Source organism: Cupriavidus sp. 09_S30, from assembly GCF_056930435.1.
Genome location: NZ_JBXOWI010000002.1, coordinates 675789 through 694912, shown reverse-complemented (window position 1 = coordinate 694912; position 19124 = coordinate 675789). Strand labels below are relative to the sequence as shown.

At 59.8% G+C, this 19124-nt stretch carries 16 protein-coding genes and 1 pseudogene; 8 read left to right on the top strand and 9 right to left on the bottom strand.

The genetic code is table 11. From position 1 onward, the window contains the following. Positions 1–66: 66 nt before the first annotated feature. From AC1Z3O_RS23290 to AC1Z3O_RS23275, 4 genes are all read right to left on the bottom strand, one after another. On the bottom strand, positions 67–924 hold the full coding sequence (locus tag AC1Z3O_RS23290) for a TauD/TfdA dioxygenase family protein (protein WP_483521935.1): 858 nt from the start codon (positions 922–924) through the stop codon (positions 67–69). 335 nt (positions 925–1259) lie between these two features. Next, positions 1260–2603 carry an MFS transporter gene (locus AC1Z3O_RS23285; RefSeq protein WP_483518236.1) on the bottom strand — a complete coding sequence of 448 codons (1344 nt, stop codon included), beginning with the start codon at positions 2601–2603 and terminating at the stop codon, positions 1260–1262. Between the two features lie 209 nt (positions 2604–2812). Then, the gene (locus tag AC1Z3O_RS23280) at positions 2813–3397 is read right to left on the bottom strand and encodes an RBBP9/YdeN family alpha/beta hydrolase (RefSeq protein ID WP_483518235.1); all 585 of its coding nucleotides are present in this window, start codon (positions 3395–3397) and stop codon (positions 2813–2815) included. A gap of 171 nt (positions 3398–3568) precedes the next feature. Further along, positions 3569–4630 (bottom strand): beta-keto acid cleavage family enzyme, encoded by a 1062-nt coding sequence (locus tag AC1Z3O_RS23275; protein ID WP_483518234.1) that lies wholly within the window; start codon positions 4628–4630, stop codon positions 3569–3571. 149 nt (positions 4631–4779) lie between these two features. Between AC1Z3O_RS23275 and AC1Z3O_RS23270 the strand changes: the two genes are divergently transcribed. Both AC1Z3O_RS23270 and AC1Z3O_RS23265 read left to right on the top strand, forming a co-directional pair. Then, entirely contained in the window at positions 4780–5784 is a 1005-nt protein-coding gene (locus AC1Z3O_RS23270) for an AraC family transcriptional regulator (protein ID WP_483518233.1), read from the top strand. A gap of 257 nt (positions 5785–6041) precedes the next feature. Continuing rightward, positions 6042–6512 carry a hypothetical protein gene (locus AC1Z3O_RS23265; protein WP_483518232.1) on the top strand — a complete coding sequence of 157 codons (471 nt, stop codon included), beginning with the start codon at positions 6042–6044 and terminating at the stop codon, positions 6510–6512. Between the two features lie 968 nt (positions 6513–7480). Here the strand turns inward: AC1Z3O_RS23265 and AC1Z3O_RS23260 are convergent. Further along, positions 7481–8743, bottom strand: coding sequence for an IS110 family RNA-guided transposase (locus tag AC1Z3O_RS23260; protein WP_483518231.1), 1263 nt, complete (start codon positions 8741–8743; stop codon positions 7481–7483). Positions 8744–9487: 744 nt separating this feature from the next. On the opposite strand from AC1Z3O_RS23260, the gene AC1Z3O_RS23255 reads away from it, so the two are divergent. The 3 genes from AC1Z3O_RS23255 (at position 9488) to AC1Z3O_RS23245 (ending at position 12373) form a co-directional block, all read left to right on the top strand. Further along, complete coding sequence (locus AC1Z3O_RS23255; protein ID WP_483518230.1) at positions 9488–10546, top strand: beta-keto acid cleavage family enzyme; 1059 nt, start codon at positions 9488–9490, stop codon at positions 10544–10546. A gap of 238 nt (positions 10547–10784) precedes the next feature. After that, positions 10785–11213: a nuclear transport factor 2 family protein gene (locus tag AC1Z3O_RS23250; RefSeq protein ID WP_483518229.1), complete on the top strand. Its 429-nt coding sequence runs from the start codon at positions 10785–10787 to the stop codon at positions 11211–11213. A gap of 479 nt (positions 11214–11692) precedes the next feature. After that, positions 11693–12373: a GNAT family N-acetyltransferase gene (locus AC1Z3O_RS23245; protein WP_483518228.1), complete on the top strand. Its 681-nt coding sequence runs from the start codon at positions 11693–11695 to the stop codon at positions 12371–12373. Positions 12374–12673: 300 nt separating this feature from the next. Here AC1Z3O_RS23245 and AC1Z3O_RS23240 read toward each other — a convergent pair whose 3' ends face one another. Further along, on the bottom strand, positions 12674–13684 hold the full coding sequence (locus AC1Z3O_RS23240; RefSeq protein ID WP_483518227.1) for an AraC family transcriptional regulator: 1011 nt from the start codon (positions 13682–13684) through the stop codon (positions 12674–12676). A gap of 249 nt (positions 13685–13933) precedes the next feature. On the opposite strand from AC1Z3O_RS23240, the gene AC1Z3O_RS23235 reads away from it, so the two are divergent. From AC1Z3O_RS23235 to AC1Z3O_RS23225, 3 genes are all read left to right on the top strand, one after another. After that, the gene (locus tag AC1Z3O_RS23235) at positions 13934–14782 is read left to right on the top strand and encodes a TauD/TfdA dioxygenase family protein (RefSeq protein ID WP_483518226.1); all 849 of its coding nucleotides are present in this window, start codon (positions 13934–13936) and stop codon (positions 14780–14782) included. Between the two features lie 47 nt (positions 14783–14829). Beyond that, the gene (locus AC1Z3O_RS23230) at positions 14830–15888 is read left to right on the top strand and encodes a beta-keto acid cleavage family enzyme (RefSeq protein ID WP_483521933.1); all 1059 of its coding nucleotides are present in this window, start codon (positions 14830–14832) and stop codon (positions 15886–15888) included. A 126-nt stretch (positions 15889–16014) separates the two neighbouring features. Next, the gene (locus AC1Z3O_RS23225) at positions 16015–16443 is read left to right on the top strand and encodes a nuclear transport factor 2 family protein (protein ID WP_483518225.1); all 429 of its coding nucleotides are present in this window, start codon (positions 16015–16017) and stop codon (positions 16441–16443) included. A 185-nt stretch (positions 16444–16628) separates the two neighbouring features. On the opposite strand, the pseudogene AC1Z3O_RS23220 reads toward AC1Z3O_RS23225, so the two are convergent. The 3 genes and pseudogenes from AC1Z3O_RS23220 to AC1Z3O_RS23210 form a co-directional block, all read right to left on the bottom strand. Continuing rightward, positions 16629–16749: pseudogene (locus AC1Z3O_RS23220) on the bottom strand (taurine dioxygenase); the annotation flags it as partial. A 24-nt stretch (positions 16750–16773) separates the two neighbouring features. Further along, on the bottom strand, positions 16774–17520 hold the full coding sequence (locus AC1Z3O_RS23215; RefSeq protein ID WP_483518224.1) for an SDR family NAD(P)-dependent oxidoreductase: 747 nt from the start codon (positions 17518–17520) through the stop codon (positions 16774–16776). Between the two features lie 113 nt (positions 17521–17633). Next, a complete protein-coding gene (locus AC1Z3O_RS23210) occupies positions 17634–18962 on the bottom strand; it encodes an MFS transporter (RefSeq protein WP_483518223.1) in 1329 nt (442 codons plus the stop codon). Positions 18963–19124: the final 162 nt, after the last annotated feature.

The following is a 19124-nucleotide window of genomic DNA, read 5'->3' as shown; positions in this document are numbered from 1 at the left end:
TGCACCAATCGACTGCCTTCTGGATTTGCTCGTCCAGCGTGCGACACCGGTCCTTGGGCTTTCTTTTTAGAACGGCTTGTCGCCAATGATGGCCGCACGCTCCATCTTGCGGTGGCAGGGCGGGTAATCCATCACGGCATAGTGCTGGGTGCAGCGGTTATCCCACATCGCTACGCTGTACGGCTTCCAGCGCCAACGCACTTGATACTCCGGAACGTAGGCTTGGCTAATCAGGTACTGCAGTAAATCACTGCTGCCCTTGCTGTGATCCTGGCCGTAACGCACGCGCTCCTTGGTATGGTAATTCACGAAGTGGCTCGCGAAGCCACTGACGAACAGAGCCTTCTCGCCGGTTTCCGGATGGGTACGCACCACCGGGTGCTCGGCATCCGGGTATTGCGCCTTCATCGCCAGGCGCTTTTCCTTGGGCATGGCTGCGGCCCAGGTGGAATTGAAGCTGTGGTTGGCGATCAGGCCATCGATTTCCTTTTTGACGTCGTCCGGCAACTTTTCGTAGGCCAGTACCATGTTGGCCCACATCGTGTCGCCGCCCACTGGCGGGCACTCAATGCAGCGCAGCACCGCGCCCATGGGCGGGGACTCGCGGAAGGTGCCGTCGCAGTGCCAGGCATTTTCGTAGCGGTCGGGCGGATTTTCCGGGGTCTTATAGATCTGCACCAGGCCCGGCGCGTCCGGGTGGCTGGGCACCATGGGATGGTCTTCCAGTTCGCCCAAGCGCCGGGCGAAGGCCACATGATCGAGACGCGAAAACTTCTCCAGGTTCTGATCGCGCAGGAACAGCACTTTGTGCTTCAGTAGTGCGGCGTAGATTTCCTTGAACAGGCCGTCGTCCCGCGCTGCATCGCCCAGATTCACATCGAGCAGTTCCGCACCGATGGCGCAGGTCAGTTGTTCTATTCTCATATCGTCTCCTTGGAATTTTCTTCGAGCAATGCACCGCAGAGCTTGCTGTAGGCAAATATGATTCATCGAGAAGAAAGACGATTCTCTTTGAGCGTCATTGCTTTCTCATTTCGCGCCACGGCGTGTGTCAAGGTAGTTATCGCGAGCGTCCGCTATGCCGCTTTGCGGTACTGCACGTGTCGCACCACGAAGTACCCCTGGATGTGCCCACTTTGCCCCGTATCGGCAAAGTCCAGCCCGACGACCTCGTGACGCAGGCGTACCTGCCCCGGCCCGGGAACGCCCACGGCGACATCCTCGGACTGACGAGAATTCGTCGCTCGAGGGCGGTAAGATCAAGCAGGTACCGCCGCTGCCGATCCCGTTGGCGAGGTGTTGGCATCCAAGCGGACATCGGCAACCTGACGCAATTCCGTCTCATAGCTGCGCGCAGCGATCAGGAAACAGAGCGCTGCGACGAGGCCGAACGCCGGCATGACCGCAAGGGCCGTCTGCAACCCCCAGGCATCAGAGATGGCACCGCCCACGAAGGGTCCAACGGCGAGACCAAAGAGATTCTGAAAGAGCGACAGCAAGGCAGCGCCCGTGGAGCGGACACCCGGATGCACCACATCCAGGACGATGCCCGCAGCCGGCCCAACCGTGCAAGTCATCAGGAATCCGCCGAGCGCGATCAGCGAGAACTGCCAACTGGCCGATGCCGGCCCGGTAAAGGCTGCTGTGAAGACCACCAGGGTCACCACGCACAGCACAGCCACCACGATGAGCTTGTTACGCGGTCGCCGTGCCGCAAAGAAATCGGCAACGACGCCCCAAACGATGGCGCCCAGCGCGCCGCACAAGACAATGAGGGCCGCCTGCATTGCAGCCTGATCCGGTCGGATGCCGAAAGAGCGATTGAAATAGCTGGGCAACCATGCCCAGATGGTCGACACTACGACCAGTTGAAACGCGGCGCCGACGCAGGTCCACCAGACTGTGCGTGAGTTCGAAAGCGCGGTGACGACGTGCCGAATGAAGTTCTGCGCCGACTCCTGCGCGTGGGCCAGGCGAGGCGTGAGTGCCACGGTCTTATAGTCAGGCACCAGCAGATACAAAATCGCCAGCACAAGGCCCGGAAAGCCCACCACGCCGAATGCGGCCTGCCAGCCCCAGCGCGCGGCGATGACACCACCCAGCATCACGCCGAGCACGGCGCCTATCGAGCTGGCTGCGAAGAAGGCTCCTAGCAGCATCGAGCGCAGGCGCTTGGGGAACAAGCTCGCAATCAAGGCTGCGCCCACCGAACCATAACCGGTTTCGCCCGCCCCCACTATCGCGCGGGCGGCAAACAGTTGCGCGTAGTTCCGCGTGAACATGCAGGCGATTGTCGCCAAACTCCAGACTGCGGCCATCAGGGCAACGCTCTTGACCCGGCTCATGCGGTCGGCCAGCAGCGCCACGGGCAGGCCGCCCAAGGCGACGACGACGGAGATGATCGACACCAAGGCGCCGAGCTGCTTGTCCGACAGGCTCCAGGCTAGTTTCAAATGAGGAAACAGCGAGACGATGACTTGGCGGTCGATGTAGTCGAACAGCATCAAGGCGAAGGTCATCGCAAAGGCGAACCAGGCCTGCGGCCGGCCGACGAGATAATCGTCGGGGCCGCCATTCTGGGGGGAAGCGGAATGCAGGTTCATGAGTGTCTCCCATTTGGGGCGGCCGCTCCGTTGAAGACCACCTCCAATGTTTGCGCTACGCCCAGTGACTATCGCCAGCCGTCGGCAGCCCCGTGCCAGAAAAGCGTAGGAGCGCCGCAGGGTCAAACACAGCGGCATCGACACGATGCCGCTGGTTCTCCCGAATCAAATGGCGATAAGGGCCGTCAGGCGGCGTCAAGCGCTAGCGCTTATTTCTGATCCTGATCTGCAGGATCCGCCTCCAGTCTGGCAATCAACTGCTCAGCCATCGGCCAGCGGCCGTAGCCCGAGGCCGGGTTGAGGTGCCCGACTTTGCCCAGGTCGACGAGGTCGCTACCCCAAGCGCGCGCTAGCTCGATAACTCGGGACAGTTCTCCCAATGGATCGTTCTGGCTTGTCGCTACCAGGCTAGGAAATGGCAGCCGCTGACGTGGTACCGGAAGCCAACCACCAGCCTCGATGGCAGCCAAAGGCGGGTAGCCTTCAGGCATCGGCCGTTCGAAATCGGGAGGCGTGGCCAGGAGGACGCCTTTGATGCGTGCCGCATGAGCGGTGACCAAAGCCCAATGCGCGACCATGACGCAGCCGCCGCTATGGGCCACCATGATGACGGGGCCTTGAATGTCCGCAACCGCCTGTTCGATGGCAGCGACACGACGAGAACAGTCGAGGTTTTCTCGACCCATGGGCGGTACGGTGCGAGCGTTGGGTAGCCGCTCAGCCAATAACGTTTGCCAGTGCTCTGCGACTTGGTCGCGCAGGCCGGGGACGATGAGCACGGTTGACGTGGTCATGACGATGGTCCTATGGGGTGTTGCAGTATCCGTTGAACGCGGAAGCCCGTCTGCACTGCCATTGGGCGGCATCGCAGTGTTGCCGGTACGCATTGACGGGCGCTAAAAGTCCCACGTCTGCCTCAGCTTAGGCAGACGTGGGATGCGGTCGTTGACCGAGCCGCGGGCCTCTTACGCAGCTACCAGGCGCGGTGCGGAACGCTGGGCAGGGGTGCGGTTTGGCGCGAAACCGTTTGCAGCCAGCGTTTCATCGGCATCCTTGTAGAACGTGCCGATCTTGTAGATCTCGCGTGCCTCTTGGGCGTTGGCAATGTCACGGCCAAACTCCGTGGAGATCCGGACCAACTGCTCGATCTGCTCGACCGTGCCCATCTTGCGGTCGCGCCGTTGCGTCCAGATATTGTCCTCAGTGCCGCAGCGCACATGCAGTCCCATGGCGATCGCCATCATGTTCGTGGGCAGGACATTCAGCATCGACGACTCAAGGGTCAGCACGGAGCCATCAGGGCAGGCGCGGACGAAGTTGGCCAGGTTGTAGATGTTCGGCGCGTCGAAGCCGCCGCCGAGCGCCACCCAGGTAAGGATCAAGGGCACGTTCGCCACGCCGCGGCGCATCATGCGCTCGAGCGTTTCGATCTGGGTAGTATTGGCAAGCTGGAAATGCGCCTGGACGCCATTTGCGGAGAGGCGCCGGATATGTTCCTCCAGCCACTCCGGGCCACCGGGGATTGTCATTTCACGGTATGCGCGCATCATGCCTGGCTCACCAAGGGAAACGCCCTTGAGGTCGGCTTCGCACATCTGCTCAATCACATTCATCTGGTTCGTGTTGACGACGACCGTTACCTGGTCCGGCTTAGGATCGAGGTCGGCCAGCATGTGACGGGTATCGTCGGAGAGCCACTTGGCAACGTCGGCCTCGCTTTCCGGAGCAAACGAGATCGATCCTCCCACCTGGATGATCATGTCGGGCACCGCGGCGCGCACACCGGCGATGAGTTCATTGAACTTGGACAGCCGCTTTGAACCCTTGCCATCCAGCTCTCGCACATGCAGATGCAGCACGGTGGCGCCGGCGTTGTAGCAGTCAACGGCTTTCTGGATTTGCTCTTCCATCGTGACCGCAATGTCTTCCGGGAAATCGGAAGGCATGAACGCCGGCGCATAGGGCGCTGCCGTGATCACGAGCTTCTGTTGATTCTCAGGGAAATTGGCGCCGTCTTGGAAATGCATAGGGTGTCTCCTAGTGTTGAGTCAAGCACTTGTGAATTCTTCCCATGGCTAGGAAGGAAGGAATCTCGCTCGGCACGGGAATCCTAGGACTGGACTGCCGACTTCGATATATCATTTGGGACATCAGATGTCTAAATTGGGACACCGCAATGCAGAAATATATGCCCATGATCCGGAGCGCAAGCCTCACCGGCTACGTGGATCTTGCACGTCATGTCGGACTGGATCCCGAAGCCATGCTGCGCAAGGCCGGGTTGAGTGCACGCGCCCTTGTGGACCCCGACGCACCCATCAGCACCATTGCGGCACGCCAACTAGTGGAGAGCAGTGCCGCCGCTGCAGGGGTGGAAGATTTCGGCTTGCGACTGGCGATGAGCCGACGACTCTCCAACTTGGGACAGATCAGCGCTGTGATGCGCGAAGCGCCTACGGCTCGAGAGGCGCTCGAGAGCCTGTGTCGTTACATGCGGCTGATCAATGCCTCACTGCTGACCTGCATTGAAGACCATGGCGAGGCTGTACTGATTCGCGAAGACATCCTGGTGGACGACAAAGACTCCGTACGACAGTCCATTGAGATGGCCATTGGTGTGCTCTATCGGATGATCGAGGAGCTATTGGGGCCAAGCTGGCGACCGCGAAGCGTCTGCTTCGAGCACCGCCCACCGCACGGTGCGACATGCCACAAGGCCTTCTTTGGATTGGCGGTCGAATTTAATGCGAGCTTTAATGGCATCGTGTGCCACGCAAAGGACTTGGCCGCGCGTCGGCCCGTCAATGATTACCAGTTGGCGCCCTATGCTCGCCGCTTTTTGGATCAGGCTTTGTCAGGTGCGAATGAAAGTGCCACGCATACCATTCGGCAGGTCATAGTTGCGATGTTGCCCAACGGCCGATGCACGGCCGACCAGGTGGCAAGACACCTCGGCGTGGATCGCCGTACCCTGCATCGGCGTCTGACCGCCGAGAACACCAGCTTTTCGTCGCTGCTTCAACTTGTTCGGTCCGAACTCGCCTCGCGACAGATTCTCGACAGCGACCGCTCGCTCAGCGAACTCGCGGATTTGCTCGGCTTTTCCAGCTCAAGCGCCTTTGCTTTCTGGTTCAGGAAGCACTTCGGAATGACTGTTTCGAAATGGAAGGAAGCTCAGTAGGCGCTGGCGAACCTGATGCAGATATCTAGCAGCGATAGAGAGGAACAACTCTCAGTGCAGCGAATTCGTTTGAGCTCTTTGCCGGTGGCCCTCGACCTCAACAACGTCGATGAAGATCAGGCAAGGAAGTCGAGGGCCAACAGGCATTCGATGTAAAGCATGCACCCCCGCGAGCAGACGCCAGAGTGGCCAGCGCTTGACATCGCGGCCGGCGCGAGCTTTGCTTGCGAAAGGAAGCGGCTCTCCAGTTATCGCCCATGTCCCCGCAGACGTCCCCTTTGCCCTCCGCCCGTACTTGGGCCCTCCACTGCACGCTCTTTCGCGGGCAGACGCCGCCGCGCGCCTGCCTTTACCTGCTCGCGGACCTGCGCCGGGGCGTCGCGTTGTCAGCCATGCTGGCCGAGCAGCCGCTGGGTGGTGCCTTGGCCGCGTGGCTGGAAGCGGCCGCGATCGGCAGGCCCTCGCCACGGGCGCTGCAGTCGGCCGAGTTGCCCTCGGAGCAAGACCAGCGAGCTCTTTACGCGTGGATCGAGGCGCACGACGTTGTCCTGGAGCCGCAGAATCTGGGGGGGCGTTCCTGGAAGCCTGTCGATCAACTCTTGCACTCGGCGTGGGAAAGCCTCGGGCTGACGCCCGGCGCAGTCAGCGAGGTGCCGACCTGGGCCGGCGCGCAGCAGGGGCTGGACCGCTGGTTTCGCGAACATTGTCAGCGCGTCAGCGGGGCGTAAGGCGGGCGGCGCCAGCGCCCTTGGCTACCCCTGGTGGCGCGGGTCGGCGCTAGCCGCTGCAGGTCCTGAGCACCCGGCGGGCGCAACACGCGCCGAACCGTGCGCCGCGTCACGACGATCCGCTTGTCGCCGTCGACGCATTGGTGACAATGCGTCCTACCCCCCTTGCCGTCTTGACCTTACGGAGGCCTGCTTTACCCCGCACACACCGGACGCCTTAGGACTTAGTTGCAATAATTCCCGCGCAGCCGGCCATCATTACCGCTGCTGAACCGATTCCTCTCGGGTGCTTTTCTGGCATCCGACGCGAACGCGCCGCGTCATACCTGGATGATCCCGCGCTGAGGATGTCTCAGGTGGCCGGGCTGCTCGGCTATGTCGAGCAGAGTTCCTTTTCCCACGCGTTCAAGAGGGTGGTATGGAATGTCGCCGAGTGCCTGGAGGCAGAGGGCGCGGTCGTCGCAATCGCGAAGGCCAAGCTGACATACATGCCCGACCCCAGGGTCATACCGACAATCGGATCTAGAGGATGAACGGTCATGCTTTCCGACGCAAGCTATCCAGCGGATGCGGCCGGGCCCGGACTTGTGAACGACTGCGTTGGGGCCGCGTACGGTCCTTCGTCTTCACGGATCGAACGGCAGCTCATCGGCCATTGCAGCCAGTCGACCGCACCTACCCCAATGGCAGAGTCACGCCCTGAGGGGGTCAGTCAAGGTTTTTCAGAGGGAAGTTGGGTTCCGGCACGAACAATTGAGCAGGGAGATCCTGTTCCATCTTCAAAGGCCGGTTCTGCAGACACTGAAGAAGACGTCATGCGCCCCAGCCTCGCGAGCTGTCCATGGCCGGCCAGCGTGAGGTCGTAGCATGCGACACGCTGGCCGGCCATGGACGGCTCGCGACAACAGGTCAACCCTGGAAAAGCTACCGACCTGGAGCCGAATAGCGTGACCGCCAAGCGAAAGGGGTTACCGTGGAGGCCCGAGGTCCACGAGAAGCGGCGAGCCGCGCTTCCGCAAGGCGTTGAGGTAGATGCTCTCGTCGTACCGCGTTCCTGTCTGCCAGCAGCGGTAGAGAATTCGTATCCACTTGAACGCCAATGCCCGGACGGCTGCCTGATACGAGCTGCCCTTCGCTCGCTGTTGCCGGTAGTAAGCGCCGGCCCAGAACGATTTGTTGATGGTCTGGCCCGCCCATTCAACGAAGGTCTGGCGCAGGAAGGTCGGGCATTGCCAGCGCCAGTGCACCCAGCACTTCTTGCCACTGCGCTCAGTGACTGGCGCGATGCCAGAGTACTTCTGCAGTTCATCAGCGCCCTTGTAGCGGTCACGTTGCTCGCCAAACGCAGCCAGCAAGCGCGGCGTAAGATGCGGACCTGCGCCAGGCAAACCATCAAATAGGTCAAAGTCTGGCAGCGTTCGTGCCACTGCCGCGATTTCTTTATCGAACACGTCGATCGCGGCGAGCGCTGTGCGTAGTTGCGCCGCCAACATCAGCGCGTGCAATCGGTGAGGTGCAACGACACCGGGATCGTCAGTAAGCGACACAGCGCAGCGGATCGACTCCAGACGCCCCTCAATCAAATGGGTCCGGCGACAGTTGTGGGCATGGAAGAAGTCTTCCAGGGTCTTCCTCCTAGCACGCCTGACTGCTGGCAGAGTTGGCCAGCGAGTCAGGAAATCGCAGAACAGCACGGTGTCGATGTGCTCGAACCATTCCAAGGCTTGAGGATAGTACTGCTTGAGTGCATTGGTTAGTCGGTTGGCAAACCGGGTCTTGTCCCCGACCAGTTCGCGACGCTGCTCGATCAGGCTCAGCAAGGAACGCATCCCGGCACTCTGCGGCCGGAGTGCGCTGAACCGCTCAGGATGGCGCAGCAGAAGGTCGAGTGCCAGCTCGGCATCGGTGGGATCGTCCTTAGCTCGGCTCGGTTTGAACGCCTCTCGGTACTTTGCGAGCATTGAGGGGTTGATCGGAAAGAGTGTCAAGAACGCATGTTTCTGTAGAGCAGAGACGATCGGACCTCGGGATAGCTCAAGAGCGATAGCGATGGGGCCGCCAAAGCGCTTGTGAAGTGCTGCTACCCATTCATCGATGCATGCAACCTGGTGGGGGATGCAGTCAAACTCGCGCCTGTCCCCTCCGGCCGGCTGCAGGCAGATGTCGTGCTTGGTATCCGCCCAGTCGATACCGACGAAGGCCTTGAATTGCTGATTCAACAGAGGTGCCATGTGAACCTCCACAAGTGATAGATTACTTGGCAGGGACATGCATGCTTGCTTTCAGCGAAGGCAATATAGTGAGCCGGTGCGACGGCGAACCCTGAGTATTCGTTTGAGCGCAAGCGCACCCGCGGACTCGAAGCTAACTCCGTAATCGTCCTAACGTTTGGGTCGGGATATTCGTAGCCCGCAGGTGCATGTCCCGCCTTCACTGGCAGCTTCGCTGCCAGTCCCAAAGTATCGATGAAGGCGGGACGGAATATCTATAAAGGGTCGGCAACAGCCTGTAGGGGAGCTCTAGCGTCAGTCCCACAAGTCCATACGGTGTACTTTGTGGTTGGCGCTGACACCGAGGCCGCCTTCATCACTCCCGCAAATCGCCGAAGAACCTTTTTGCCCCAACGCTATGCGCGATGCTCGCCGCTCTATCCTTGCCGGCTGTTTCTCTCCCCGCTGAGCTTTGCTAGGGTTGTCTACTCGTGGGTGTGCATTTCGCCGCGCTTGTTTCCGACGGGGGTCACCGGGGTGTCCCGGTTCGTCAAATCTTTGTCCCGATTTGACAAATGGAGTGACTGATCTTCGCAAATAATGACTGGGTGGGGCCAGTCGGTATCGGTCTCTTTCAAACTGGGCAGCGGCACCCCGCACCTGTGGCAACTCTTGATTTACAGGAGCACCACGCCGGTACTTCATATTTGCTGGAAGTAGTAGAGCCAAAAGCCAAGCTCCGTAATCTCTCTTCTCTGACTTGCCATGAACTTTCTTGACGGACACCTGTTCCCTGAAAACCAGCAACCGCTGATCATCACGGCTGCGCCTTATGCGCCGTCGTGGGTTCCGTCGGACTTTCCCGAGGAGATCCCCGTCACCATGGAGGAGCAAATCCAGAAAGCGGTGGATTGCTACAATGCCGGTGCCACCGTACTGCACCTGCATGTGCGCGAACTCGATGGTAAAGGCTCCAAGCGTTTGTCCAAGTTCAATGAGCTCATCGCCGGCGTCCGCGCCCGCGTGCCAGAGATGATTATCCAGGTCGGCGGATCCATCAGTTTCGCTCCAGAAACCGAAGGCGCGGCGGCAAAGTGGCTCTCGGACGACACGCGCCACATGCTGGCTGAACTCGACCCCAAGCCCGACCAAGTGACGGTCACCGTCAATACGTCGCAGATGAACGTCCTCGAGCAGTTCGACCACCGCGACATCGTGGGCAGCTCGATGGAAGATCCCGCGGTCTTCAATGCCTACAAAGAGATGACGGTGCCGGCTCAGCCGGGCTGGGTGGAGGAGCACGTCCGCCGCCTGACCGCGGCGGGGATCCAGAGCGCGTTCCAGTGCTACAACGTCAACAGCTTCGAGTCCGTGGAACGGCTGATGCGCCGCGGGATCTACAAGGGCCCGCTGGTCATGAACTGGGTGGCGATTGGCGGCGGCATGGACTCGCCGACCGTCTACAGCCTGGCCAACTTCATGCGCGGTGTGCCGGATGGCGCAGTAGTGACGGTGGAAAGCTCGGTACTCAACGTGCTGCCGGTCAACACCATTGGTATTGCGATGGGGCTGCATGTTCGCTGTGGCACAGAAGACAACCTCTGGAACCAGACGCGGACTAAGAAGATTGGCACGGCAGCGCAGATCGAGCAACTGGTGCGCATCTCTCGTGAGCTGAGTCGCCCGATCGCTACCGCAAAGGAAGCGCGCGAAATGTGCAAGATCGGCGTGTTCTATGACACGGTAGAAGAATCGCTGCAGGCCAACGGCTTCGCGCCCAATCGAAACGGTGGGCGACAAGGCTTCCTGCAGAAGGTTGCCTGATCAGGCTTCTGGTTTGGGGGGCATTGCCTCCCAACCGTACATTTTCTGCGCGTCATTCGTGCAATCGTCGGCCAGGCCGTAAGAGGTACTCACGGGCTGCTTTGGTCTGGTCTACGCTGGCACCGTCCGCCTTCGGCGCGGCAATGAACTCCTTGCCGCATACCATCGTATGTGAGAGCCACGCGCATATTCCGGCCGGACGAGCGTTACCGTCGACACATTCCAGGTAATGGAACCCATGAACAACTCAGAGAAGCTGTCCCTTGTCATTGCCGCCGGGCAAACCGTGATACGCATGTACCGCGCCCTTGACCGCAGCGACTATGAAGGGGTCTCCAGATGCTTCATGCCTGATGGCATTTGGGAGCGGATCGGGAATGCGCTCCACGGGCAACAACAGATCCTCGCTTCGCTGAACCAGCGGTCCGCGACGCTGTTTACGCGGCACTATGTCATGAATTTTGTTGTCCTGGAGCATAGCGGACCAACGGCCAAGGCGGAATTCAGTCTGACCGTCTATCGATCTGACAAGGGCGCACCGCCAACGCTCCCCGTGGGTCCGGCGCTACCCGCCATGTTGGCTGATGTGGAATGCGAGCTGGCATGCACTGGCAGTGGTGATTGGCTCATTAAGCGCTTGGATCCCAGGATTACTTTCTCTGCGTGATGTAGCAGCGTCGAAAATGCGAAGAGAAAGCCCGACTCTTCAAGGGCTGCGCCAACGTGCATGGGCCGTTGTCTGATGAGGTAAAGAATGAGATTCTCGCCTTCATCAATAAGCCCAATCATAAGGACTTTCGCGGCCGCATGACCGCGGGCCACGTCAAGCTCTGGCAGGCGCGGATGAATTATCCTGGCCGTACCACAATAGCTTTAGCTCGTCGGTGCTAGAACGCACAGAGCAATTCTGACGCAGGATCATAGTCACCTTGGCAGCTCTAAGTCACTTGCTTTCGGCTTACTTTGGGGCGCTTCATCTTCTTCTCGACGCATAAGCTCGCGCGGGCCGCGTGGAAACCAGACAGCAACATAGTCAGCAGCGCTTTGTCGTCAGCCACCTGAGGGCGGAGGATTTCAAGGCCGGGGTCTGCGCAGCTACTCGGCCTATCGGGATCTCGGCGTACAACATTTCAGCAGGAGGTGGCTATGAAGTGGACGAGTATCCCTGAGACAAACGATCTCATACCGCTACCGGCCGGCTACCGGTTCGAGCAATTGGGGCGCAACGAAATTCCCGAACTGGTTGAAAAGGTTCGGCGATGGCATCCGGACATAGTGGTCGGTGCAGGCAGCTCCTATGTGCGCGAGCAGTTCTACTTGGACAAGACCTTCCTCGCCAATGAGGTGGAGCGTGACATCTATGTCTTGTTGATCAAGTTTTCTGGTGAGTTGGTCGGCATTTGGTCTTTCGAGCGAGAGATCGATGCCTTGTCCATCTATGGGCGACTTCTTATCGTGGCGCCAGAGCACCGCGGCTCAAAAGTGGCGGCCAGTTGCATGTTGGGTACCGAGCGTGTTTGTCGAGCTTGCGGTGCCGAGTTCGTGTACACGATGGCAACCCTCAAGGTTTCGCACATGCAGATTGCACTTGAGCGTGCTGGCTACCAATTGGTTGGTTTCGCCCCTGGTTACGACCGTGAGGTAGGCAGAGACGGCGTCGTGAAGCGGGTTTATGAGGCCGTGTACGGGAAGGTTCTGGTTCCGCCGGACGAAATGCTGCGCCCGGATCCCCGCAACCTTACTCCCCGAGCCAGAGCGCTGTTTGAGGTGATGTTTCCAGAGTCGATACAGGAAACACCACCCACGGTCCCTCAGGGTGCCGCCTAAGCCTGTGGGCCTGCGGGATGCACAAGTAAATCCCACCTCACGGACGATGGCGTCCACGGCCACCTTTCGGCCGTTCCTGCATGCTGATGCGCAGCAGACCTACAATGCCGTGGCGGCCGATATCGCGGGCCAGATCGCTGTGGCCCGCACGGGGTAATCGGAGTCCGGTCCGATGAGATACAAGGCGTATTCTCGGTATCTATTCCCCGTGCTGGCGCCTTTCAATGGAGGTGTCGCATGGCACCCGCATGCGATCGAGGATCTGCACGCTGTCGGCGTGGATCACGCACCGGTCGCCGCCTACTCTCCCTTTGCAGGCTTACCCCTTCGCCACCGCGTCGGCGTCATTCCGAACTGCACTTCAAACCAACGTACGAACGAGCCATAGGCGGAGTACCCGAGCGACTCGGCAATGCGTCCCAACGAGTAGCTTTTGTTGTCCATATAGTGGACGACGAGGTCGCGCCGTACGCCATTGACCATGTCCGAGAAGATCTTTCCGGCGCCTTCGAGCTGGCGCTGCAGCGTACGCACGTTCATGCCCTGGCCCTGGGCGACCTGCTCAATCGTCGCGCGCCCTAACGGAAGCATCAGATAGATCGCCTTGCGCACCTCGAGCACAATTGACGGCTCGTTAGCTCCCGGCAGACCCTCAAGCAAGCGTTGCGCATGGCGTGCCATGACAGGATCAGCGATAGGGTTGGGAAAGTCCATATCGGCAGCACGGCAAACTATGCCATTGAAGGAGCTGGCGAATTCCAGTTTTCCCACGAATACGCGGCGGTGCAGCCGCAGGTCAGGCGGAGCATCGTGGGTGAAATGGACGCTCAGCGGATGCCAGGCGGCACCCATCAGCGTGCTGCACATGCGTGACAGTGAGCCCAGTACCAGCTCAGTGGACTGTATGGATGTCCCGGTCTCATCCGCGACGAATTCCTCTCGCACGATCACTTTCTTGCCGACATCGTCCATGCGTATGACCAGGAACTCGTTCACCAGGTGCCGATACTGAATCAGGATGCCAACGGCGTCGCGCAGGGTTCTCTGATGCGTGAGCAACACGCTGATGACGCCGAGGTCGGACAGTTGCCATAGGTCGGCCATCCGCAGCCCAAACGTTGGGCATTGGGTAATGCGCGCTGACTCTTTCAACAAGGTAACGGCAGCGCTCCCCGGAATCAGGCATTCCGGGTCCGCAAGCATCGCCTTGGTTAGCCCCAGTTTCCGCAGCAGCGGCTGCGGGTCAAAGCCTAATTGCTGCGCAACCTTGAGGTAGTTGGTCGTCACCCCGGCACGAATCAATGTGCCCATCGCTTCTCGTCCATGTCGCGTGTAGTCCGGTTGCGTTCGTTGCGTAGAAACCCGAGGCCCCCTTCATTCTGTCACGAAATGAGATACCTCTGTCGTCAAATGCGAGAAAAATAGCGACCCTGGATTCTTACACTATTTTTCACCCGACATGCCCGTGTCGATTCGCCAACCCAGTCACTGATCCAGCATAAACGGAACACAGATGCCATGGCCGCACCCTTCCACATCGAACCCTGAGGCGGTCCCTTCATGCGCATTGAACAACTAACCTGCTCGATTGGCGCCGAGCTGACTGGCGTCAGCGTGGTCGATGCCATCCACGACGATGCCTTGTTTGCCAGTATCCGCGAGGCACTGGTGCGACATAAGGTGCTGTTCCTGCGGGACCAGGACATCACGGCAGCGCAGCACGTGGCCTTTGCTCGGCGCTTCGGCAATCTCGAGGATCATCCGGTGACGGGAAGCGATCCGGAACATCCGGGATTGGTCCAGATCTACAAGACGCCAGCGAACCCACCGGATCGCTATGAGAACGCCTGGCACACCGATGCGACCTGGCGCGAAGCTCCGCCTCTCGCCAGCATCCTGCGCTGCTGGGAATGCCCGCCAGTCGGTGGCGACACCATGTGGGCCAACATGGTGCTCGCGTACGAGAACCTGCCGCGTCACGTTAAAGAGCAGATCGCGGACCTTCGTGCGCGCCACAGCATCGAGGCCAGCTTCGGCGCCGCCATGCCCATCGAGAAGCGACTGGCTTTGAAGGAGCAGTTCCCGGACGCCGAACACCCGGTTGTGCGCACCCATCCGGAGACTGGCGAGAAGATCCTCTTCGTTAACGGCTTTACCACCCATTTCACTAATTTCCACACCCCGGATCGAGTGCGGTTTGGTCAGGATTACAACCCCGGCGGAGCAGAGTTGCTACGTTACCTGATCACTCAGGCTTACGTTCCCGAGCATCAGGTGCGCTGGCGCTGGACCAGGAACAGCGTGGCGATCTGGGATAACCGCTCAACACAGCACTACGCTGTCATGGATTATCCACCGTGTCATCGCAGGATGGACCGGGCCACGATCATCGGCGATAGGCCATATTGAGCCGCGAGAGTGGCGGAACCTTCGTCGATTCTTTTCCCTTACTTGCCATGAACTTTCTAGACGGACACCTGTTCCCCGAAAACCAGCAACCGCTGATCATCACCGCTGCGCCATATGCTCCCTCGTGGGTCCCGTCGGACTTTCCCGAGGACATCGCCGTCACCATGGAAGAGCAAATCCAGAAAGCGGTGGATTGCTACAACGCAGGCGCAACCGTACTGCACCTGCATGTACGCGAACTCGATGGCAAAGGCTCCAAGCGCCTGTCCAAGTTCAACGAGCTCATCGCCGGCGTCCGCGCGCGCGTACCGGAGATGATTATCCAGGTCGGTGGATCAATTAGCTTTGCTCCTGAAACGGATGGCGCGGCTGCAAAGTGGCTCTCGGATGACACGCGCCACATGCTGGCGGAACTTGACCCCAAGCCTGACCAAGTTACGGTGACGGTAAATACGTCGCAGATGAACTTCCTCGAGCAGTTTGACCATCGCGACATCGTTGGCACCTCCCTGGAAGACCCTACGGTCTTTAACGCCTACAAAGAGATGACCGTGCCGGCGCAGCCGGGCTGGGTCGAGGAACACATCCGCCGCCTGACCGCGGCGGGGATTCAGAGCGAATTCCAGTGCTACAACCTGAACAGCTTCGAGTCGGTGGAACGACTGATTCGCCGTGGCATCTATAAGGGCCCGTTGGTAATGAACTGGGTGGCGATTGGAGGGGGGATGGACTCGCCGAGTATTTACAGCCTAGCCAACTTCGTGCGCGCCGTGCCCGATGGCGCAGTGTTGACGGTGGAAAGCAATACGATCAACGTACTGCCGGTTAACACCATGGGTATTGCGATGGGGCTGCATGTTCGCTGCGGCACCGAAGACACGCTCTGGAACCAGACACGTACAGAGAAGATGGGTACGGTGGCACAGATCGAGCAACTGGTGCGGATCTCACAAGAGATGAGTCGCCCGATCGCTACGGCCAAGGAAGCGCGCGAAATCTGCAAGATCGGCGTGTTCTACGACACGGTGGAGGAAACGTTGCAGGCCAACGGCTTTGCGCCCAATCGGAATGGGGGGCAACAAGGTTTCCTGCAGAAGGTCGCCTAATCAGGCTTCTGCTCTGGGAGGCCCTGCCTCCCAAACGCACAGCTTCTGAGCGCGAATCCGTTTTGGCCAAGCGCATTGCCCGGCCGGCCGAGCGTTACCGGCGACACACTTCAGGTATTGGAAACCATGAACAACCCAGAGAGTCTGCACCACGTCATTGCCACCGAGCAAACCGTGATGCGCATGTACCATGCCCTCGATCGCAGCGACTATTCCGGTGCCTCCAATTGCTTCATGCCTGATGGCAGTTGGGCACGTGGCGGTACTGCGCTCCACGGGCAACAAGAGATCCTCGCTTCCCTGAGCCAGCGGTCCGCGACGCTTTTTACGCGTCACTATGTCAGCAATTTTGTTGTCCTGGAGCATAGCGGGCCAATGGCTAAGGTGGCATTCAGTCTGACCGTCTATCGCTCTGACAAGGGTGCACCGCCAACGCTCCCCGTAGCCGAACCAGTACCGGCCATGTTGGCTGACGTGGAATGCGAGCTGGCATGCAGTGACGGTGGCAATTGGCTCATCAAGCGCCTCGAGGCATGGATCACTTTCTCGGCATGACGTAGCAGTGTCGAAGATGCGGAGGAAGAGGCCGACCATTTGCAGTTGCTCCCAGGGCATCAGATCGAGGGTCGCCCCATAACCTCCCAGGCGACGCCTGCGGAGCCTTTTCTTCCGCGGAACGGCAGAGTGCGCTGGAGATGTCGACTGGGCTGATCAACTAGGGGATTGATTTTTCCCGGCTACTGGCTCTTCGGCGCGAGGCGCATCTCAACTGGCATGGCCGCACGAAAGCTCGCCTCGATGCCGCGGCGAGCTCGAAGGTCCGCAATCTGTTTTCTTGACGTGAGCCGGCAGGTCCTGCCAGCGGCGGCAAACCACAAGATCAGGTCATTGCGCAGTATATCCGCCGTCGACCACGAGACTTGCACCGGCCATGAACGAGCCATCCTCACTGGCCAGAAATGCTACGGCAGCTGCAACTTCCTCTGGCCGGCCAAGCCGGCCAATCGGATGGAGGCTCGTGATTTCAGCGAGAATGTCGGCGCTGGCTCCAGCAAGGAGCGGGGTCTCGATATAGCCCGGGCACACTGCATTTACCCGGATTCCTTCCTTTGCGCAGGCGATGCCCAGCGAGCGCGTGAGGTTCACCACCCCTCCCTTGGCAGCGTTATATGCCGTGGCGCCCGCCTTGCCGACATGACCCAGTATCGACGCGACGTTGACCACGGCACCACCGCTGCCCTGCCGCTTCATCTGAGCGATTGCATGCTTGTTGCTGAAGAACACGCCTGTCAGGTTGACATCCAGCATTTGGTGCCATGCCTCGGACGACAGCGACTCGACCGGTACGGGTCGCTGCGCAATGCCGGCGTTTGCCACCATGACGTCGAGCCGTCCGAACTCCGATACCACCGCGGCAATCAAGTCGCGTACTTCCTCTTCGCGGGTGACATCGACTCTTGCGAATCGGACAACATGACCCTTCTGTAGTAGTTCGTCGGCAAGATCATCACCCCGGGTCGATACATCTGTCAGCACTACGGTTGCGCCTTCGGCAACGAATCGCCGTACGGTTGCCGCACCAATTCCGCTGGCACCGCCGGTAACGATTGCCACCTTGCCGTCTAGTCTCATCGCATCTCCTCTTTTTTTGCTTTCGCAGTGAACGCTTCCGTCACGTCGATAACCTTACAGCGCAAATTCGCGGCATGCCACTCCTGAATAGCGACTTGTGATGTGAACACGGATCAGTAGTTCGCGGCCGCCGACGTGCCCGGGGTGCCCCCCTGGCCCCTCGCTGCGACCGAAATTTGCAAGTCCGCCTCGTAACTCCTTGCCGCCAGCAGGTAGCAGAATGCCGCCGCAATACCAAAGCTCGGCATAACTTCGAGCGCCCTCTGCAGCCCATACATGTCCGACAGTATCCCGGCAACGAATGGCCCCACTGCGAGTCCGAAGAGGTTCTGGAAGAGAGACAGCATCGCCCCGGCGGTTGATCGGAGTGCCGGATGCATGATATCGAGCACCACACTGACTCCGACGCCACCAGTACACGTCATGAGGAAGCCGCCGAGAGCGATTAGCCAGATGCCTTCTGCCTTCCCTGAGAACGCACTGGCAAGCACGACAAAGCTCGCCAAGCACACCAAAGCCGTGACCAACATCTTGTCGCGCGCCCGCCGGATCCCGACACGATCTACCACATAACCCCAGAAGAACGTCCCGAAGCCGCCAAGCAAAACAACCAGCGCTGCCTGTTTTGCCGCCTGTTCGCCAGAGAATCCCTGGGATCGGATCAGGTAGCTCGGCAGCCAAGCCCACACAGTGGAAACGATGACGACCTGAAGTGATGTGCCGATACACGTCCACCAAACTGTGCGCGAACTCGTTAGTCCTTGCACAATGCGTCGCACGTTATCTGATAGCGACGAACTGGTTGGGCCTTCCATGCTTGAAATGGCGACTGTTCTGTAATCGCGGACCAGGAGGAACAGGCAGGAAACGATGACACCAGGAATCCCGACCACGCCGAATGCCGCGCGCCAGCCCCAGTGTGCCGCGATGATGCCGCCTAGCAGCACGCCGAGCACGGCACCAAACGAGCTTGTCGCAAAGAGTGCGCCAAGGAGCGTTGATCGTAGGCGCTTCGGAAACAATGTAGCGATCAGCGCTGCTCCGACCGACCCGTATCCGGCCTCGCCAGCACCCACCACGGCACGGGCAACAAACATCTGAGCATAGTTCGTGGCGAACATGCAGGAAATCGTCGCGAGGCTCCATACCGCGCCCATCACGAACACACTCTTGACGCGACTAAACCGGTCGGCCACCAAGGCCACCGGCAATCCACCGATGGCAACCACAACTGAAATAATGGAGACGAGGCCGCCGAGTTGCTTGTCAGACAGCCCCCAAGCCTCCTTCAGATGGGGAAACAGTGAGACGATGATCTGACGATCGACGTAGTCGAACAACATCAAGGCGGCGGTCATGACAAAGGCGAACCATGCCTGTGCCCGTCCGCTGATATAGCCATCGTGACCACCGACGCGCTCGTCGGCAATATGTGCTTGCATGCTTGTCTCCTTTGGGCGGCGGGCGCGCACGAATATTCTTTCTTGTCCCGCTCATGTGCACCGACAATCGTTCACCACGGGCAAACACCGGCTTTAGCGCGCCCTTTGGTCCTGCGGGCTGTCACCTCGCCGGCATCGACGAATCTACTTGCGACAGTTCGC

What these genes read in the sequence shown, in the direction of transcription:
- AC1Z3O_RS23290 (WP_483521935.1), bottom strand. Translation starts at nt 924, where the DNA reads ATGAGAATAGAACAACTGACCTGCGCCATCGGTGCGGAACTGCTCGAT.
- AC1Z3O_RS23285 (WP_483518236.1), bottom strand. Translation starts at nt 2,603, where the DNA reads ATGAACCTGCATTCCGCTTCCCCCCAGAATGGCGGCCCCGACGATTAT.
- AC1Z3O_RS23280 (WP_483518235.1), bottom strand. Translation starts at nt 3,397, where the DNA reads ATGACCACGTCAACCGTGCTCATCGTCCCCGGCCTGCGCGACCAAGTC.
- AC1Z3O_RS23275 (WP_483518234.1), bottom strand. Translation starts at nt 4,630, where the DNA reads ATGCATTTCCAAGACGGCGCCAATTTCCCTGAGAATCAACAGAAGCTC.
- AC1Z3O_RS23270 (WP_483518233.1), top strand. Translation starts at nt 4,780, where the DNA reads ATGCAGAAATATATGCCCATGATCCGGAGCGCAAGCCTCACCGGCTAC.
- AC1Z3O_RS23265 (WP_483518232.1), top strand. Translation starts at nt 6,042, where the DNA reads ATGTCCCCGCAGACGTCCCCTTTGCCCTCCGCCCGTACTTGGGCCCTC.
- AC1Z3O_RS23260 (WP_483518231.1), bottom strand. Translation starts at nt 8,743, where the DNA reads ATGGCACCTCTGTTGAATCAGCAATTCAAGGCCTTCGTCGGTATCGAC.
- AC1Z3O_RS23255 (WP_483518230.1), top strand. Translation starts at nt 9,488, where the DNA reads ATGAACTTTCTTGACGGACACCTGTTCCCTGAAAACCAGCAACCGCTG.
- AC1Z3O_RS23250 (WP_483518229.1), top strand. Translation starts at nt 10,785, where the DNA reads ATGAACAACTCAGAGAAGCTGTCCCTTGTCATTGCCGCCGGGCAAACC.
- AC1Z3O_RS23245 (WP_483518228.1), top strand. Translation starts at nt 11,693, where the DNA reads ATGAAGTGGACGAGTATCCCTGAGACAAACGATCTCATACCGCTACCG.
- AC1Z3O_RS23240 (WP_483518227.1), bottom strand. Translation starts at nt 13,684, where the DNA reads ATGGGCACATTGATTCGTGCCGGGGTGACGACCAACTACCTCAAGGTT.
- AC1Z3O_RS23235 (WP_483518226.1), top strand. Translation starts at nt 13,934, where the DNA reads ATGCGCATTGAACAACTAACCTGCTCGATTGGCGCCGAGCTGACTGGC.
- AC1Z3O_RS23230 (WP_483521933.1), top strand. Translation starts at nt 14,830, where the DNA reads ATGAACTTTCTAGACGGACACCTGTTCCCCGAAAACCAGCAACCGCTG.
- AC1Z3O_RS23225 (WP_483518225.1), top strand. Translation starts at nt 16,015, where the DNA reads ATGAACAACCCAGAGAGTCTGCACCACGTCATTGCCACCGAGCAAACC.
- AC1Z3O_RS23215 (WP_483518224.1), bottom strand. Translation starts at nt 17,520, where the DNA reads ATGAGACTAGACGGCAAGGTGGCAATCGTTACCGGCGGTGCCAGCGGA.
- AC1Z3O_RS23210 (WP_483518223.1), bottom strand. Translation starts at nt 18,962, where the DNA reads ATGCAAGCACATATTGCCGACGAGCGCGTCGGTGGTCACGATGGCTAT.